General features: G+C 63.8%; 11 protein-coding genes. 5 read left to right on the top strand and 6 right to left on the bottom strand.

Translation table 11 applies throughout. The features are described from left to right. Positions 1-274: 274 nt before the first annotated feature. Positions 275-895: a retropepsin-like aspartic protease family protein gene (locus tag ACOQPC_RS10935; RefSeq protein WP_420608125.1), complete on the top strand. Its 621-nt coding sequence runs from the start codon at positions 275-277 to the stop codon at positions 893-895. Positions 896-1217: 322 nt separating this feature from the next. On the opposite strand, the gene ACOQPC_RS10940 is transcribed toward ACOQPC_RS10935, so the two are convergent. The 5 genes from ACOQPC_RS10940 to ACOQPC_RS10960 all read right to left on the bottom strand — a co-directional run bounded on the left by ACOQPC_RS10940 (position 1218) and on the right by ACOQPC_RS10960 (position 11948). Beyond that, positions 1218-4760 carry a PAS domain S-box protein gene (locus ACOQPC_RS10940; RefSeq protein ID WP_420605762.1) on the bottom strand — a complete coding sequence of 1181 codons (3543 nt, stop codon included), beginning with the start codon at positions 4758-4760 and terminating at the stop codon, positions 1218-1220. A 154-nt stretch (positions 4761-4914) separates the two neighbouring features. Continuing rightward, the gene (locus ACOQPC_RS10945) at positions 4915-7005 is read right to left on the bottom strand and encodes a M10 family metallopeptidase C-terminal domain-containing protein (protein ID WP_420605763.1); all 2091 of its coding nucleotides are present in this window, start codon (positions 7003-7005) and stop codon (positions 4915-4917) included. Positions 7006-7308: 303 nt separating this feature from the next. After that, positions 7309-8613, bottom strand: coding sequence for an HlyD family type I secretion periplasmic adaptor subunit (locus ACOQPC_RS10950; protein WP_420605764.1), 1305 nt, complete (start codon positions 8611-8613; stop codon positions 7309-7311). 3 nt (positions 8614-8616) lie between these two features. Next, complete coding sequence (locus tag ACOQPC_RS10955) at positions 8617-10347, bottom strand: type I secretion system permease/ATPase (RefSeq protein ID WP_420605765.1); 1731 nt, start codon at positions 10345-10347, stop codon at positions 8617-8619. Beyond that, positions 10344-11948: a TolC family protein gene (locus tag ACOQPC_RS10960; protein ID WP_420605766.1), complete on the bottom strand. Its 1605-nt coding sequence runs from the start codon at positions 11946-11948 to the stop codon at positions 10344-10346. Before ACOQPC_RS10960 ends, ACOQPC_RS10955 begins: the two co-directional genes overlap by 4 nt. A gap of 433 nt (positions 11949-12381) precedes the next feature. On the opposite strand from ACOQPC_RS10960, the gene ACOQPC_RS10965 reads away from it, so the two are divergent. Together ACOQPC_RS10965 and ACOQPC_RS10970 are read left to right on the top strand one after the other, a co-directional pair. Then, entirely contained in the window at positions 12382-13107 is a 726-nt protein-coding gene (locus ACOQPC_RS10965) for an alpha/beta fold hydrolase (protein WP_420605767.1), read from the top strand. Positions 13108-13166: 59 nt separating this feature from the next. Next, positions 13167-13943: a transglutaminase-like domain-containing protein gene (locus ACOQPC_RS10970; RefSeq protein WP_420605768.1), complete on the top strand. Its 777-nt coding sequence runs from the start codon at positions 13167-13169 to the stop codon at positions 13941-13943. A 4-nt stretch (positions 13944-13947) separates the two neighbouring features. Here the strand turns inward: ACOQPC_RS10970 and ACOQPC_RS10975 are convergent, their stop codons facing one another. Beyond that, positions 13948-14385 carry an EamA family transporter gene (locus tag ACOQPC_RS10975; protein ID WP_420605769.1) on the bottom strand — a complete coding sequence of 146 codons (438 nt, stop codon included), beginning with the start codon at positions 14383-14385 and terminating at the stop codon, positions 13948-13950. A gap of 132 nt (positions 14386-14517) precedes the next feature. On the opposite strand from ACOQPC_RS10975, the gene ACOQPC_RS10980 reads away from it, so the two are divergent. Together ACOQPC_RS10980 and ACOQPC_RS10985 are read left to right on the top strand one after the other, a co-directional pair. Continuing rightward, complete coding sequence (locus ACOQPC_RS10980) at positions 14518-16191, top strand: M28 family metallopeptidase (RefSeq protein WP_420605770.1); 1674 nt, start codon at positions 14518-14520, stop codon at positions 16189-16191. 80 nt (positions 16192-16271) lie between these two features. Beyond that, positions 16272-17435, top strand: a complete 1164-nt coding sequence (locus ACOQPC_RS10985; protein WP_420605771.1) for an alpha-hydroxy-acid oxidizing protein — start codon at positions 16272-16274, stop codon at positions 17433-17435. The last annotated feature ends 77 nt before the right edge of the window (positions 17436-17512 follow it).

A 17512-nucleotide genomic window follows, 5' to 3' on the forward strand; every position in this document is an offset into this window, starting at 1 on the left:
CCATTTTGCTTTGCCTGTGCATTATGCGGCAGACAAAGCCAGGTTATTTGCGACAAGAAGCAAGTCAATTTCAACACCGTCCAAACTGGTCTAAGAAAAGTTTGCAGAATTATAAAGTCGCCAAAACACTGGATATAATTACGCCAAAACGGATCGGATAGGCGATCAATTTTGTAGGCGCGCGATGATGGGCATGGTTCAGCCAAAAATCTTATACTCCTGGCGATAAAACGCAGCGGTGGTGCAACCCACCGGCGCTTCCTATTTGAGCAAGATGAACGTCGCGACCAATCAGGAATGGCAGCACATTGCGCTCTACGCGATCGGCATTGCGATGGTGCTGATGCTGTTGTTTCGCATACCGTTAATAGGTCGGGTATTACGTGCGCTGTTTTCGCTGGGGTTGCTCGCCCTAGCCGTGTTCGTGCTTTTGCAGCAGGCGCCGTTCGATCCCACGCTATCGCGGCTCACCACACGGCTCGGGCTCGGCGATCAGTACGTAGCGGGCGACGAGGTGCGTATCGCCATGTCGCCCGATGGGCATTTCTGGGCGACCGCCAGCATCAACGGGAGCAAGCGGCGAATGCTGATCGACAGCGGCGCAACCGTCACCGCGCTGAACCCGCGAACCGCTGCCGCGGCGGGGATCGATCGCGGTAGCAGCCTGCTTCCGATCATGATTCGTACCGCCAACGGCACGGTGCAGGCCGAGACCGGCAGCGTCGAGCGACTAGAGCTGGAAGGAATAGAAGCGCGAAATCTGAAGGTAGTCATTTCGCCCACCCTCGGAGTCGACATATTGGGCATGAACTTTCTGTCGCAGCTGCAATCCTGGCGCGTGGAGGGACCTATGCTGATCCTTCGACCAAGCATTCCCATCGCCGCACCGGACTGATCGCGAGACCTCTCCACAGTCAGGCCGCTTTAGCTGGCGCTCGCTGCTTGCACGGTCACATTGGGATGGCACAGATATTCGTGAATCGCCGCATAATAGGTGGGTGGGGGGCAACCGACGGTTGCGCAGGAATGAGAGCGGGGCGAGGCTTATCTCATCGACCCGCTCGGGTCGGCGCCGCTTCGGCTGCAAGACCGCCGTGGTGGCCAAAATGCTGTGTTCGCAGCCTTAGGCCATGCCGCATAGCGCAACTGCGTAGCGAATTATTGCTGCGCCCCGTCAGAGGCTTAGCCGTACGTTTGGCATGTTTGACCGAGCGTTTTCAGGCGGCTCTGGCGAGTAAGGCCACCGCGTCCGCGATCAGGCCTACACGTTCGCCCGGAGAAACCTCCTTGAGCCGCTGCTCGATCTCGCGTGCGTTGCTGCCGAGGTTTTCCTCGCCGAAAAAGCCCGCGGTGCCTGCGATCTTGTGAAGCAGGGACGCAAGCTCGTCGATACTGGCATCGCTTAGAGCGTCCTCGCGCAGCGCCTTGGAGAGGGTATCAAGCGCGTCCTGCTTGCGCTCTGCATAACGATCGCGAAGCGATTTCTTCGGCGGCGTGTCTTGAACGGTGGCGGGAGCAGCGGTGACCCCGCCCCAGCGGCGCACGGTCGCGATGAAATCCCGTGCACGCAGCGGCTTGGCCAGATGGCCCTGCATACCCGCCGCGCGGCACGCTGCGATATCCTCGGCAAAGGCGTTGGCGGTCAGCGCGACGATCGGCAGCTTGCACGCATCATAGCCCGACGAGCGCAGTCGTCTCGTCGCCGACAGCCCGTCCAGGCGCGGCATCTGCATGTCCATCAGCACCAATGCATAAGGTTTGCCCGAAGCCTCGGCGGCCTCGATCATCGCCACCGCTTCCTCGCCATCGGGCGCGATATCGACGTCGATACGCGAGCGACGCGCGAGCTGCTTCATCAACTCCTGATTGATATCATGATCCTCGGCGATCAGCACGCGCCCGGTCTGTTCGGGCGGCAGGCCCGGCAACTGGTCGGCGAGCGGATTATCCGAGGTTTCCGGCGGGGTTTCGGCATGACGCAGAGGAATATCGAGCGTAAAGGTGGAACCCTCGCCAAACGCGCTGTCCACATCGATATGCCCTCCCATCATCCGGGCGAGTTCGCTACTGATTGCGAGGCCGAGGCCGGTGCCGCCGAATTTCCGGGCAATGCCGCTGTCGGCCTGTGAGAACTGATCGAAAATCTGGCTGATCCGGTCGGCCTCGATGCCGATACCGCTATCCTTGACTGCGATCAGCAGCCGATCACCCTCGGCGCAGGGGTGCACCGATGCAGATACCGCAACTTCGCCCTGTTCGGTGAACTTCACTGCGTTGCCGATCAGATTGAGGATGATCTGGCGCAGCCGCAGCTGATCGCCAAGCACCCATTTCGGCACGTTGGCCGCCACGTCGATTGTCAGATCGACGTCCTTGGCCTGAGCAATACCCTGCATCAGCCGGGTGGCGGAGGATAATTTATGAGCCACGCTGACCGGCTCCTCGATCAGGCTCATCTGGCCGGCCTCGATCTTGGCCATATCGAGAATATCGTTGAGCAGCCGCATCATGGCGCGGCCCGAATCCGCGATCAGCTCGATATTGCTGCGCTGCTCGGCATCGAGATCGCTGGCCAGCACCAGCTCGGTAAAACCGATAACGCCGTTCATCGGCGTGCGGATTTCGTGACTCATATTGGCTAGAAAGGCGGATTTGGCGAGAGCCGCAGCCTCGGCGTGGAGGCGGGCATCGCGCAGTTCCGTCTCCAGCGCCTTGGTGTGCGAAATGTCGCGGATCGATACCACGATTTCACCAGGCTTTCCGGTCGAGTCATCGCGTATCAGCCCGCAATTGGCTTCCATCCACAGATAATGCCCCGGATTGGCTATGCTTTCGGACCGGTAGGCGAGGATCACATCATCGCTGCGGCCGCTGGCGAGGTCGCGGAACGCCGCCATCACGGCGTCTGCATCTTCGGGGTGGAAGCGGGTGAGCATATCCTGCCCGACAAGTTGCTCGCTTGGCACGCGCAGCAACTTTCCGCTGGACGGCGACGCATACAGGCATGTCCCGGCGAGCGACAAACGCATCACGGCGTCGGTGGCGTTGTCCGCCAATGTCGCCAGTTCGCGCTCGCGCCGCGCGAGCTCCGCCTCCGCCGCCTTGCGTTCGGTAAAATCAATGTTGACGCCGATAAAACCTTCAATATCTCCATCGAGATTGAATTCGGGGCGCCCGAGCGCAGTAACCCAGGATATGGAACCATCAGGACGAACCCAACGAAATTCGCCTTCATATTGGCGCTTTTCGGCAACCGCCGCCGCCCAGTCGTGACTCACCCGTTCGACATCGTCCGGATGCATGCCGGAGGCCCAGCCATCCCCTTCCCACTGGCCGTCCTCGAGACCGGAAATCTCCTTCCAGGCCTGGTTGACATAATTGCAGCCGCCCTGAGCATCGTTGCGAAAGATTCCGACCGGCGCCAGATTGGAGAGCGCCTGAAACCGGCTCTCGCTTTGCAACAGCGCGCGTTCCTGTAGCACACGCTTGGTCACGTCGCGGATATTGCCGATGGTGCCGATGAACCGGCCGTCCTCATCGGCCATGCGCCGCACCGTCACCTCGATATGGCGCATCTCGCCATCGCGGTTGAAGAAGCGTTGCCGTAGCGTCTCGTGCTCGATCTCTCCGCTAACGATCTTGGCATAGATCGGCCGCGCATCGATAGCATCCTGCGACACCAGCAATTTGGTGGTCGGCCATCCCAAACTCTCTTCGACCGCATATCCCGTCATGATCTGCCAGGCGCTGTTGAGGAACAGCCAGCGGCCCTTGGCGTCGGTCTTGAACACCACTTCGCCGACATTCTGCAGCACATGATCGAACAGATTGCGGGTTTCGAGCAAATCCTGCTCGATCACCCTGCGACCACGCAGGCCGATGGCGACCGGCAGGCCGATCACGAAGCAGGTTGCGAGGAACAGTTGCAGCGTGGCGAACTTATAAGCGAGGTCACCTTTCACCAGCATGATCGGGCCGCTGTCCATCAGCGTTGCGCCCGAAGCGATGACCGAGACGATCGTGATCGATACCGCGGTGCCCAACATGCCGGTGCGGAACGCAGCGATCAGCACCAGCGGACAAGCCAGGAATAGCAAAGGATAACGCGACTGCCCGAAAATCGCTGCGGTCGCCAGGATGGTGCCTAGCACCAGCAACGACCAGTCGCGCATTTGCGCGAAGCTGGGGCGACAGCGCCCGCGCCAGCTGTCGATCAGGATCAATATAACCGGCACCAGCGTCGCCATGGCGAGGGCATGGGCGCTGTACCATTTTAACGCGCTGGAGACCGAAAAGCCGGCGCCCGCGCCAGCCATCGAAAGGCCCGGGACGATCGCCGATATGATCGGCACGACGAGCGCCACGCCGAGCATGATGTTGAGATTGCGCGGTATCGCGATATCCGGGCAGCGTCCGCAGAACCGGCGGGTGAGGATCAACGTCAGTGTCACTTCCACCAGATTGCCCATGGCCAAGGCAAGCGCCGTCGACAGCATGTCACCTACTGTCAGATTGAGCGACAGATTGGTCAGGAAACCGGCGACAATATAGATCAAGCTTCGGTGATGAGGCGCGCGTAGGATCATCGCCAGCAACACCGCATTCGGAAGCCAGACCGCCGCAATGCGCCCGTCGCGATAGGTCAGATCGATGCCGGCCCAGCCGATCGCGGCATAAACCGTCACCAGTAGCAGGAGCGGCAGGACTGTACCGACCAGGAAGCCCTTGTCGGGCGACGCGCTTGGGGCGGACCGGTTCATGCCGGGAGCCTAACGCGAAAATGGTTAATCAGTGTTTAGCGACGCTGGATACCAAGATGTCGATACTTCCGCCCCAAGTAGAACGAAAAAGGGCGGCCCATCACGCGAACGGGCCACCCTTCGATTTTCAGCGCGATCTTTCGGCGCGGGCCGATCAGGCGATCACGAGGTTATCCGAATAGACATTGTGCAAATTGCCCACCATCGCATGCACGTCCGAACCGAGCATCGCACCCCGATCGAAACCGGCGAACGCATCCTGGCTGATCGGACCCATGGCGTGCGATGTAGAGGCACCATCAGTCGAATAGGCCACGAGCTGATCGACGAGATTGTTGCCGTGGAAGAGCGCATTGCCGGGCGTGCCATGTCCGCCGGTGGCGTCCTCATAAGCCTTCACCACCCGGAAATAATCCTCGAGACTGATTTGGCCGACCTGAAGACCGCCCAGCGTAAGGCTGCTGAGATCATGGCTGTCGACCGCCTTGGCGCCCGTCAATACGAAGGCAAAATCGGCGCCGCCGCCGTCCACATCGCCGAACACCACAGTGGTCGCGCCGCCGCGAGTCCTCCGATTGACGCCTTCCAGATTGATTCCAAGAGCTCTTTCAACATCGTACGCGCTCGCGTAACTTATCGTGAACAGCTCGCCGGCTTTGCCATGCGACTTGTCGACCAGATCGAAATTCTGGAACCCGGCCTTGTTGGCATTGGCATCGACGCCGAATAGATCGATAATGTCCGTACCCGATTTGAAATCGGTGACGACATCGACCGAAATATTACCTATTTTCGATGCGGTGAGCGTATCGTTGAGTTCGGCCATGAAGACGTCCGAACCCGCGCCGCCAGTGTAATAATCCACACCGTCGCCGCCCAGGAAGGTATCGTCGCCGGCGTTGCCCGTCAGGTGATTGGTAACCTCGTTGCCCAGCAGCAGGTCATGACCGCTGCCGCCGATGGCGTTCTCGATCGTCACGCCATAGGCGATCGCGATATTGTCGGTCAGCGCGCCCGCCGGGGGATTGGCCGCAAGGAAGGCGATATTGCTATCATAGATTTCCCGCGAAATCGGCGGGAAACCGGCCGCTGCGCGGTTGGCGTTGGTTTCTGCGAAGGTCGGCGCCGAATCGATGGTCACGCCGCCGATGCTCGACAGCGAACCGGCGTGCAGATCGATGATCTGGTTGGTGTCGTAGCCCGATGCGTCGATCGTATCGATGCCGCCGGCATCCCAGATCGCGGCGACCGGTGCCGGGGTCAGGTCGAAATCGAACGAATCGCGACCGGCGTTGCTGTTGAAACCATAGACCGTGTCGCCCGTGCGAGTGGTCATGTCGGCCCCGTAGATCGCCTGGATCGCGGCGATATCATGCACCAGCGGGACGCCCGAATAGACCGTCGTCGAGACGTTGAAATCGAAGTTGCGACCGCCGGTGTTGCTGGCGTTGAAATAGGACATCACGGTGTAGGCGCGGCTGTCCTGATAATATTCCGCGTCGTTGGCGTAGGTGATCGACAGGCCGGGGGCCGCATTATAGGCGCCCGGGTGGGAGAGACCGAGCGAGTGGCCGATCTCATGGGTCAGCGTCTGTAGACCATAGCCGCCTTCGTCGAGCTGGAAATTGCTCGCCTGGCTGGCGGAAATCCACACATCGCCGGCGATCGGCTGAATCTGCGCGTTGATCGACGGATCGGAGGTCAGCGTACCGAAGGGCAGACGCGCGTAAGCTTGCGTCTGCGGCGCGTTGGCGAGATCGCCGAAATTGATGTCGGCATTACCCGCGGTGGTTTCCTGGAAGCTGATCGCGGCGACATCGTCCCAGGACTGAATCGCTTCGCGCGCCGCGGCACGCTGCGCCTCGGTAAAGGAGGCGAAATTGAAATATTCCGCCAGACCAAATCCGCCTTGGGGCGTGAAGTAGACGTAGCCATTGTCGAACAGCTCGTCCTGATTTTCGAAGAAGCCGTAGGTCAGCACCGTGGGATCGCCATTGCCGCGCTGCGGTGCCGGATCGTTATTGCCGGTCCAGCTGGCACCGGTGCGATTGAGATGCGCGGCGATCTGATCGAGCGACCAGATCGGTTTGCCATTGGCCGCCGTGGTCCCGGCGCGCGAATCCGCGGAAGCGCCCTGCGTGTCAGGATCAGTGTTCGTTGGAGATACGGTCGTCGTATCCTTGAAATATTCCGGCTTCAGAATATCCGGATGAAAATTGAATTTACTCGCTCTGATTTTCGGCATGTCTCAACTCCCTGTGAAAATAGGTTTATGTCATGATTTCATCGGTGGCAAATCGGGGCATCGCAAGCAGCGGCGGCGCTGATAAAAGGCAGGTTGCGGCATGACCCTGACCTCATGGTCATGCCGCAATCAGCGATAGTCAGACTGCTGGCGACGGAAATAGCTTCGGCCCCTCCCCCGACCGGACAGGAAACGGCATCCGGACTCACATGAAAATTGCTAGAATTGACGCCATGTTACAGCAAGACGACAGTGAAACTTTTAGACCAAACGACGTTTGCCGGCGACCAACGACATTTGTCTTCATTCGCGGAACGCGCGTTCGCGCAGGCGGGTGATCGGCGTCAGGATATAACTCAGCACCGAGCGTTTGTCGCCGAGCAGGCTGATCGAGGCGGTCATGCCCGGCCCGATCGCCAGCGCCTTGCCCGACGGCGTCGTCAGCTTCTGAGAATCGGCGCGCACGGTGACCAGATAATAGCTGTCGCCGGTGCGCTGGTCCTCGGTCGCGTCGGGGCTGATCGTCACGACCTGGCCGTGGAGCGAACCGTAAATCGCCGAGTCGTAAGCGGTAATGTCGATGCGTGCCTTCTGATCCAGGCGCACGAAGCCGATATCTTGCGGTCGCACGCGCGCCTCCATCACCAGATTGTCGTCGCTTGGTACGAGTTCGACCAACGGCTGCCCCGCGGACACGCTGCCGCCGACGGTGGAGACGAGCACGCGGTTGATGCGGCCGGCGACGGGGGCCTGCAGCACCTTGCGGGCCGCCTTGTCGGCCAAGGCGGGCAGCGATTCCTCGCGCGCGAACGATTCCGCTTGGGTCGAAGCCAGTTCGGTCGCCGCCTGACTGCGCCAATCCTGCCGCGCCTGGGCGAGCGACGCGCGTGCTTCCGCGACGCTGGCCTGCGCGCGGCTGATTGCCTGCGCCGCTGCCGCAACATCGCTGCTGGCGACCGACGCGCGGCTCTGCAATTGCACTAGCGACATGCGCGGCTCGATCCCGCGTTCGACCAGCGGGCGGATCGTTTCCAGTTCCTCCTGCGCCGAATCGCGCGCGGTGACGCGCGACTGATAGGCCGCCTGCGCCTCGGCAACGGCGCGCTGGGCCTGCGCGATGCGCGCGTTGGCGGCGGCCGTCAGGCTGGAAAGATCGGCGGCGCGCGCGGCATAGAGGCTGCGCTCGATGTCGATCTGCTCGCGCTGCTGCGGAGAGCCGGCCTGCGGGAAGCGCGGCGCACGACCGGACACCTCCGCCTCCAACCGCGCGATGCGGACATTCTGCGCGGATAGCGTCGACTGTGTGCTGCCCAGGTCCGAACTGGCCTGCGTCTCGTCGAGACGAACCAGTGGCTGGCCAGCTTTCACCTCGTCGCCGGGTTTCACCAATATGTCCTGGACGACGCCGCCTTCCAGGTTGGAGATCACCTGCAATTGCGAGCTGGGCACTACGCGGCCCGGCGCGCGCACGCTGCGGTCCAGATCGGCGGTGGCCGCCCAGATCACCGCGACCACAATAAACGCCAGGATCGCCCACAGCAGGATGTTGGACGCCGCGCGCGGTTTCAGCCGCGTGGTCATGTCCTCGAGATGCGTTTCGCTATCCATCGATCAAGCCGCCACCCGCGCTTGTCCCATTTTCTGCAGCATCGCGTCGCGCGGCCCGTCGCTGGCGAGCTTGCCGCGGTCGATCACCATGATGCGGTCGACCAGCCGGAGCAGGCTGGGCCGGTGCGTCACCAGCACCAGCGTGCGGCCCTTCATCTCCTCGCTCAGGCGCTCGATCAGCTCGCTTTCGCTGCGCGCATCCATCGCGCTGGTAGGCTCGTCGAACAGCAGGATCGGCGGGCGCCCGGCCAGCGCGCGCGCGATGGTGATCGACTGGCGCTGCCCGCCCGAAAGCCCCTCGCCGCGATCGGCCAGGATCAGATCATAGCCGTTGGTGACGCCGCCCATGAACTCGTGCGTGCCGGACAGGCGCGCCGCGCGCAGCATCTCCTCGTCGTCCACGCCCTCGCGGTCGAGCGCGATATTTTCGCGCACGCTGCCCGAAAGCAGCGTCGTTTCCTGCACCACCGTGCCGATGCGCGCGCGCATGTCCGCGGGCGAGAGCTGGCGGATGTCGTTGCCGTCGATCAGCACGAGCCCCTCCTGCGGCTCGTACAGCCCCAGCAGCAGACGCGCGATGGTCGACTTGCCCGAGCCCACCCGCCCGATCAGCGCGACATGCTCGCCCGGCCGGATCGTGAAGTTGATCCCGTCGAGCGCCTTTTCGCTCTTGTTCGGATAGGTCAGCGAGACGCCGCGAAACTCGACCTCGCCTTCGAAGGTGGACGGGCTCAGCGGCTGGTCGGTCGGCCCTTCCGGCGGCAGCGCCATCATGCCCTGCACCTGATCATAGGCGGTGCGCGTGGCCGACATCCGCGAGAGCAGGCTCGCGATGGTCGCCAGCGGCTGGACCGCGCGGCCCGACAAAATCGAACAGGCGACCAGCCCGCCCATGGTGAGTTTGTTGTCGGCGATCATGAACACGCCCGCGACCACCACCCCGGCATAGGACAGGGTGTTGACCGTGGTCGCCACGGTGACCGCGATGCTGGAGACCAGCCGCTGGCGCAGCGAGCTGTCGGCGTGCTCGTCGATCGCCTTCATCCAGCGCTTGCGCAGCAGCGGCGTGGCGTTGCTCGATTTCACTGTCTCGATCGATCCGATCGCCTCCACCAGCACGCCCTGCTTGTGCAGCCCGCCGTTCATCGCGCGCGCCGACAGCCGGTCGAGCGAGGGCTTGGTCATCAGACCGACTCCGACGACCAGCGGGATCATCGCCAGCGGCACGAACACGATCGGGCCGCCGATCAGCGCGATCACCGCCAGCGTGAGCAGGATGAACGGCACGTCGACCAGCGCGGTGACGCTGGCCGAGGCGAAGAAATCGCGCAGCGTTTCGAGCTCGCGCATCATCCCGGTCAGCGATCCGGTCGAGCCGCGCTTCAGACCAAGACGGATGCGCATCATCCGGTCGAACACCCGCGCGCCGATATCGCGGTCGATGTCCGCGCCGGCGAGATCGACGAAATAGGCGCGCAGGATACGGATGACGAAATCGAACAACAGCACGATGACCAGCCCGATCGACAGCGCGATCAGCGATTCGGTGGCGTTGTTGGGGACCACGCGGTCGTAGACGGTCATCGTGAACAGCGACGTGACGAGCCCGAAGACGTTGATCATCGCCGCGGCCAGGCCGACCTTGATATAGGTGCCGCGATTGGCGCTCATCGGCTCGGTCAGCCAGGCCGCGAAGCGGGGCGGCTTCTCCTCGTACAGATGCTGCTCGCTCATCGTTCGATCTCCCCGGACGGCGGCACGTCGATCTCGTCCAGCAGCAGGCCGGACCGCGCCAGCAAGGTGTAGCGCGCGGTGCCGAGCTCGGTCATCACCTGGACGTAGCGCGCGGCCACCTGAAAGAAATTGTTCTGCGCCGACAGCACGTCGATCAGCGTGCCGCGCGAGACGCGAAAGCGCTCGACCAGCACGTCGCGCGAGCGGCGACTTGCGAGATAATTGACCTCGATCGCCTCGGCCGCGCTGCGCAGCGATTGCAGGTCCGACCAGGCGATCCGTGCATCGCGCACCGCCTGGTTGCGCACCCGGTTATAGGTCGCCGCGCTGCCCTGCTCGCGCGCTTCGGCGGCGTTGACGAGCGCCGGCCCCGCGCCTCCGATCCGCGTGGTCAGCGAGAGGTTCGCGCGCACGTCGTAATCGCGAGAATTGTCGAGAAAGCCGTAGCGCCCGGCGTCGACCCCGGCGGTCACACGCGGCATCAGATCGGCGCTGGCGGCGCGGCGATCGCGCGTGGCGGCGTCGGCCTGTTTCTGCGCGGCAAGGACGCTGGGGATCCGTTCGGCGGCGCGCTCGGTCTCGTCCAGCGTCGACTCCGGCGCGAGCATGGGCACCAGCCCCAATTCGGCCGGCGGCTTCAGCCCGGTGAGCTCAATATAATTGGCTTCGGCATTGGCCAGCGCGCGCTCGAAATCCGCCTGCTGCGCCTCGGCCGAGGCGATATAGCTTTCGACCTGTGCGATATCGCCCTGCGCCGAGACGCCCTGATCGATGCGCTGCTGCACCAGCGCGCGCAGGCTGTCCTGCGTCGCGCCGAAAGCATTGCCGAGGCGCACCAGCGCGCGGTAGCCGAACACATTATTCCACGCGCCTACCGCACGCAGTGCGATTTCGGTGCCGATCTCGCTCTCGCCATATTCTGCGGCCGCGACCCGGTCCTTCTCCGCCGCGACGCGGTTGCTGGTCGAACCGAAATCCAGCAGCGGCTGCTGCACGCGCAGCAGCCCGTCGGCGCGCGAGCGCGGACGCGAGCGCTCGAGCAAATTGTCCGGATCGTTGGAGAACCCGCGAGCGATCGTGTTGAAATAGGTGAAACTGACATCGGCGACCGGATAGCGGCCGGCTTCTGCATAGGCCTGCTCGGCGCGCGCCTCGTCGGTCTGCGCCAGCGCCTCCTCGGTCGCGGGATGATTGGCGATGGCGGCGGCGACCACCCGCCGGAATTCCTCGGCATCGCTGTGCAGGTGCATCATCGCCAGGATCGGGTCGTTCGATGCATCGATCGCCAGCGGATCGCGCACCGGCGGGGGCAGCGGCGTTTCCTGCCCCGGCGGCGCGCGCAGGATATCGGTCTGCGGCTCCCCGTCGATGCGCAGCCGCTCGGCAGGGCCGACGGGCGACACCGGCGGCAGTTCGCGCGTCACTTCGGGGTCGGTGCGTTCAGGGACCACCGGATCGGTGGTGACGGGATCGGTGCGGGCGGGGTCGATAATCTCGGCCGGCGTCGGCTCGATCGGACGCGGCGTCGCGCCCTGCTGCGGATCGGACTGCAACGACTGGATGAGCAGCACCAGCGGCAACGCGGCCGCGGCGATGGTCATGACCGCCAGCCATGAAATTCAGCCATGTCGAATCCACCCCAGCTATACCGGCCTTCCCGCTCCTGCCATTACCGTTTGGCCGGTAACGACGGACCTCCATGCGGACGCCGGATCAAACGCAAAGGAAAAGTCTTACTATCTTGCCCTTTGGCTTAGCAACCCCCCTTTGAGGATGCGGGAAACCTGACCTCGTCATTGCGAGCGAAGCGAAGCAATCCAGAGCAGTTGTAGCGCTGTTGTCGCCCTGGATTGCTTCGTCGCCCCGGATCAAGTCCGGGCTCCTCGCAATAACGACGCGGGGGGGGCCACCAAGAGCAAGCGCATCGGTGGTGGTGGCGCGGCGCGGCTTGAGCTAAGGCGCTGACAATGTTAACCCTCTCATCCACAACCGTGCCCCCCGGCCCCGCCTTTTGCCGCATGAAGGCGCACTGAAATGGCGCGGTTCATGCTGATCTCCGGCGCCTGGCACGCCGCCTGGTGCTGGGAAAAGCTGGCGCCGCTGCTGGAGGCCAGGGGGCATCATGTGGCCGCGCCCGATCTCACCGGCATGGCGCGCGGCCAGCCGCAATTCGCCGAGCGGATGACGATCGCCGCTTGGGCTGACCAGATCGCCGAACTGCTGCGCGATAGCCCCGAACAGGTCATGTTGGTCGGCCACAGCCGCGGCGGACTGGTGATCAGCGAGGCCGCCGAGCGCGTGCCGGAAAAGATCCGGCAGCTGGTCTATCTGTCCGCCTTTTTGCTACCGAACGGCGCGTCGATCGGGCGAACCGCAGCGACAATCGATCGCGGCGTCACGCCCGACAAGCTCGAGCCCGGTTCGGCCGAGGGGTTTCTGGTGGTGAAACGCGGTCTGGCGGTGCCGACATTCTACCACCGCTGCGACGCGCAGGACGCCGCCGCCTCGGTCGACCGGCTGGTGCCCGAGCCGGTAACCAGCTTCACTACCCCCGCCCGTCTGACGGATGCAAATTTCGGCAGCCGCAAGCGCGGCTATATCGAATGCAGCGACGACCATGCCGTCCCGCTCGACCTGCAGCGGGCCATGCAACAGACGCTGCCTTGCGATCCAGTGGTGACGCTGGAAAGCGACCATTCGCCCTTCTACTCCGCGCCCGAGGCGCTGGCCGACGCGCTCGGAACCATGGCGGAGGCCTGATCGATGGACCGCCGGGAAATCTCTTTGGAGCGGAAGCGTTCGCGCGGCGTTGGCGCAGCATGAGAATACATATCCACTCGCAGCTCGACTACACGTTCGAGCAGCCCACCGACATCCTGCTGCAGATCGAAGCGGCGATCATCCCCGAGCAATCGGTCGAAAAGGCGCATATCACGCTGCCCGATACCGCGCATTTCGCGCGGGTCGGCGGTCATAACGATATCGGCGAGCGCATCTGGCTGCGCGCCGAGGGCGCGGTGAGCATCGCCTATGACGCGACGGTGCGGATCGACCGGATCATCGCCGACATCGCGGGCCTCGCCTATGTCCCGCCGCACCAGCTGCCGGGCGAGACGGTCGAATATCTCTGGCCGTCGCGCTATTGCCCGTCCGACCAGTTCCAGAGCTTCGTCGATGCCGAGTTCGGATCGCTGGAGGGCGGCGCCAAGATCGCCGCGATGCGCGACTGGATCGAGGATCGTTTCTCCTACGTCCCCGGCTCCAGCGGCAGCGACACCACCGCGCTGGAGACATTCGTGAAGCGCGAGGGCGTGTGCCGCGATTATGCGCATGTGATGGTGACGCTGGCGCGCGCGGCGGCGATCCCCGCGCGGATCGTGGCGGTCTACGCGCTGGGCGTCGAGCCGCAGGATTTCCACGCGGTCGCCGAGGTGTTCCTGGGCGGCGAATGGCATCTGGTCGACGCCACCGGCATGGCCGAGGAGGGCGGCATGGCCAAGATCGGCGTGGGCCGCGACGCCGCCGACGTGTCCTTCCTCACCGCCTATGGCTTTGCCCAGATGAACGGACAGAGCGTGGATGTCGAGCGGGTCTGATCGATCATCCTTTGATGGCCACCAGCACCACGCCGAGCGAAATCAGGGCGATGCCGATCCAGCCGCGCAAGCTCAGATGCTCGCCGAGCAGCAGCGCGCCGAAGATCGCGACCAACACGACGCTGAGCTTGTCGACCGGCGCCACCTGCGCCGCCTGCCCGATGTCGAGCGCCCGGAAATAGCAAAGCCAGGATGCGCCCGTGGCGAGGCCCGACAGTATCAGGAAAACGATCGCCCGGCGCGGGATCGGGCCGGGCGCGGCGAACTGGCCGGTGACGATCAGCAACATCCCCAGTGCGGCCGCCACGACGATGGTCCGGATGAAAGTGGCGAGATCCGAATTGATCCCGGCCACGCCGAGTTTGGCAAGAATGGCGGTCATCGCTGCGAATATCGCCGAGAGCAGCGCCCAGAACTGCCAGTTTGCCGCGAAGAATCTCATGATACCCCTCCTGTCGCCATGCCGTAAACGCTAGCAGTTCCCGCGGCGCCCGTCGCATGCATAAGCCGGTGGCCAAGCCCGCCCGCTTCGCCTTAGGATGCGGACGACATACTTCCCTTCCCCGGAGCAGCCATGAAAATCCCCGTCCGCGCCGTTTTCCTCGCCCTTCTCTGCGCCGTTGCCGCGCCCGCCTTGGCCGCAGACCCCGCCAACCCCGACGCGATCGACGCCGAAACCCTCACCGAGATCGCGGGCACGTTGGCGTCCGACCAGTTCGAGGGCCGCGCGCCTGGCACGCCGGGCGAGGACAAGACGATCGGCTATCTGATCGGTCGCTTCCAGGCGCTGGGGCTGGAGCCGGGCGGCGTGGACGGCAGCTGGGTGCAGCCGGTGCCGCTGCTCCACACGCAGCTCGGCAAGCCCGAGACGCTGGCGGTGACCGTCAAGGGCAAGACCACCGACTGGAAGTATCCGACCGACGCCTATGTTTCCACCCTGCAGCCGAAGGATGTCGCCGCGATCGACGGCGCGCAGATGGTGTTCGTCGGCTATGGCGTCGACGCGCCCGAGCGCGGCTGGGACGATTTCAAGGGGCAGGATCTGAAGGGCAAGGTCGCCGTCTTCCTCGTCAACGATCCCGATTTTGCGGCGAAGCCTGGCGAGCCGGTCGCCGGAAAATTCAAGGGCCGGACGATGACCTATTATGGCCGCTGGACCTACAAGTTCGAGGAAGCGGCGCGGCGCGGCGCGGTCGGCGCGCTGATCGTTCACGAGACCGAGGCGGCGGGCTATGGCTGGAACGTGATCGAAAGCCCGGGCGGCGAGAATTACGATGTCGTGCGGGACCCGAAAGACGTTACCAGCGTGGCGCTGCAGGGCTGGATTTCGGGCGAGGCCGCGCAGAAACTGTTCGCCGATGCCGGGCTGGACCTTGCCAAGCTGCGGACGCAGGCGCGCACCGCTATGTTCAAGCCGGTATCGCTGAACGCCACCATGACCGCTAAAATTCCGGTGACTCAGGAAGTGGTGCAGAGCCAGAATGTGCTCGCCAGAATCCCCGGCACCATGCGCCCGGACGAGGTGGTGATGTACGGCGCGCACTGGGATGCCTACGGGAAAGGTGCGCCCGACGAAAATGGAAAAATCTACCGCGCGGGCGCCAATGACGACGCGCTGGGCATCGCGGGCCTCATGGAAATCGCACGGCTGATGAAGGCCGACACCCCGCCCGAACGCAGCGTGGTGTTCGCCGCGTGGAGCGCCGAAGAACGCGGGCTGCTGGGGTCCGAAACCTATGCCAATGCGCCGATCTATCCGCTGGAAAAGACCGTCGCCAATCTGACGCTCGACATCCTGCAGACCGCGGGCAAGGCGAAGGACGTGATCCTGGTCGGCAAGGGGCAGGACACGCTGGAGGACGATCTGGCGAAATATGCCGCCAAACAGGGCCGAACCGTAACGCCCGAAAGCCTGCCCGAGCGCGGCCTGTTCTACCGCGCCGATCATTTCTCGCTGGCCAAGCGCGGCGTGCCGGTGCTGCTGATGATGGGCATTTCGGGCGCGACCGATCTGGTCGACGGCGGCAAGGAAGCGGGCCAAGCCTGGGTCGATGCCTATACCGGCCAATGCTATCACCAGGCCTGCGACGCGGTGTCCGCCGACTGGGATCTGGCCGGCGCGGTGCAGGATATTTCGGTGATGTACGCGATCGGCGCGGACCTCGCCGCCTCGGACCGCTGGCCGACGTGGAAGGACGGATCGGAGTTCAAGAAAATCCGCGAGGAAAGCGCTGCGGCGCGGGAGTGATTGGCAGAAGTTGAAAGAACGACGTCATTCCGGGTCAAGCCCGGGATGACGACTGTGGAGAATTCTTAGGAGACCACCCCATGCCCCACTATGGCGATTACCAGAATCAAATCTATTTCGCCGGCCTCGGCGGCGTCCTCCCGAAAATTCCGGTCGATTATGCTACGCTGGTCGCGCGCGCCGAACAGGCGATGCCGCCGCATGTGCTGAACTATGTGCAGGGCGGCTGTGGCGACGAACATACGCAAGACCGCAACCGCACCGCCTTCGATCATTGGGGCATGACGCCGCGCATGATGGTCGATTGCACGCAGCGCGACCTGTCGATCGAGCTGCTTGGGCTGAAGCTGCCCACGCCGCTGTTCATGAGCCCGATCGGCGTCAACGGCATCGCCACGCAGGACGAGCATGGCGATATCGCGGCGGCCAAAGCCTCGGCGGCAACGGGCGTGCCGTTCAGTTCCTCGACGCTGTCCAACGATCCGCTGGAAGATGTGGCCAAGGCCTGCGGCGACACGCCCGCCTTCTTCCAGCTCTACACGCCCAAGGACAAGGAACTGGCCGAAAGCCTGGTGAGCCGTGCCGAACAGGCGGGCTACAAGGCGATCCAGATCACGCTCGATACCTGGGTCACCGGCTGGCGCCCGCGCGATCTCAACACGGCGAACTTTCCGCAACTGCGGGGCCATGTCCTGCAGAATTATTTCAGCGATCCGGTGTTCCGTTCCCGGCTGGAAAAACCGCCCGAGGAGGATTTGCGCACGGCGGTCACCACATGGGCGGCGACGTTCGGCAAGGTGCTGACCTGGGACGACATGAAATGGCTGCGCTCGCTGACCAAGCTGCCGATCATCCTCAAGGGCATCTGTCACGGCGACGATGCGCGGCGCGCGGTCGACGAGGGCGCGGATGCGATCTATTGCTCCAACCATGGCGGGCGGCAGGCCAATGGCGGCATCGCCGCGATCGATATGCTGCCGGACGTGGTCGCGGCGAGCGGCGATGTGCCGGTGCTGTTCGACAGCGGCATCCGCTCGGGCAGCGATGTGGTCAAGGCGCTGGCGCTGGGGGCCACGGCGGTAGGCGTCGGCCGGCCCTATTTCTACGGACTGGCGCTGGGCGGCGCGGCGGGCGCAGAGCATGTGCTGCGCTGCATTTTGGCGGAGGCCGATCTGCTGATGGCGGTCAACGGCTATCCCACGATCGCGGCGGTGCGCGAAGCAGGAGTGAAACGCCAAGCATAATCTTCAACTGAGGTTTCCCGCACTATCGCCCGAGCAGTTCCCCGGCGAAGGCCGCGGCCCAGCATCCAATCTCACCT

This window comes from Novosphingopyxis sp., from assembly GCF_965218915.1.
GTDB lineage: Bacteria > Pseudomonadota > Alphaproteobacteria > Sphingomonadales > Sphingomonadaceae > Novosphingopyxis.

What these genes read in the sequence shown, in the direction of transcription:
- ACOQPC_RS10960 (WP_420605766.1), bottom strand. Translation starts at nt 11,948, where the DNA reads ATGACCATCGCCGCGGCCGCGTTGCCGCTGGTGCTGCTCATCCAGTCG.
- ACOQPC_RS10950 (WP_420605764.1), bottom strand. Translation starts at nt 8,613, where the DNA reads ATGGATAGCGAAACGCATCTCGAGGACATGACCACGCGGCTGAAACCG.
- ACOQPC_RS10940 (WP_420605762.1), bottom strand. Translation starts at nt 4,760, where the DNA reads ATGAACCGGTCCGCCCCAAGCGCGTCGCCCGACAAGGGCTTCCTGGTC.
- ACOQPC_RS10970 (WP_420605768.1), top strand. Translation starts at nt 13,167, where the DNA reads ATGAGAATACATATCCACTCGCAGCTCGACTACACGTTCGAGCAGCCC.
- ACOQPC_RS10935 (WP_420608125.1), top strand. Translation starts at nt 275, where the DNA reads ATGAACGTCGCGACCAATCAGGAATGGCAGCACATTGCGCTCTACGCG.
- ACOQPC_RS10985 (WP_420605771.1), top strand. Translation starts at nt 16,272, where the DNA reads ATGCCCCACTATGGCGATTACCAGAATCAAATCTATTTCGCCGGCCTC.
- ACOQPC_RS10975 (WP_420605769.1), bottom strand. Translation starts at nt 14,385, where the DNA reads ATGAGATTCTTCGCGGCAAACTGGCAGTTCTGGGCGCTGCTCTCGGCG.
- ACOQPC_RS10965 (WP_420605767.1), top strand. Translation starts at nt 12,382, where the DNA reads ATGGCGCGGTTCATGCTGATCTCCGGCGCCTGGCACGCCGCCTGGTGC.
- ACOQPC_RS10955 (WP_420605765.1), bottom strand. Translation starts at nt 10,347, where the DNA reads ATGAGCGAGCAGCATCTGTACGAGGAGAAGCCGCCCCGCTTCGCGGCC.
- ACOQPC_RS10980 (WP_420605770.1), top strand. Translation starts at nt 14,518, where the DNA reads ATGAAAATCCCCGTCCGCGCCGTTTTCCTCGCCCTTCTCTGCGCCGTT.
- ACOQPC_RS10945 (WP_420605763.1), bottom strand. Translation starts at nt 7,005, where the DNA reads ATGCCGAAAATCAGAGCGAGTAAATTCAATTTTCATCCGGATATTCTG.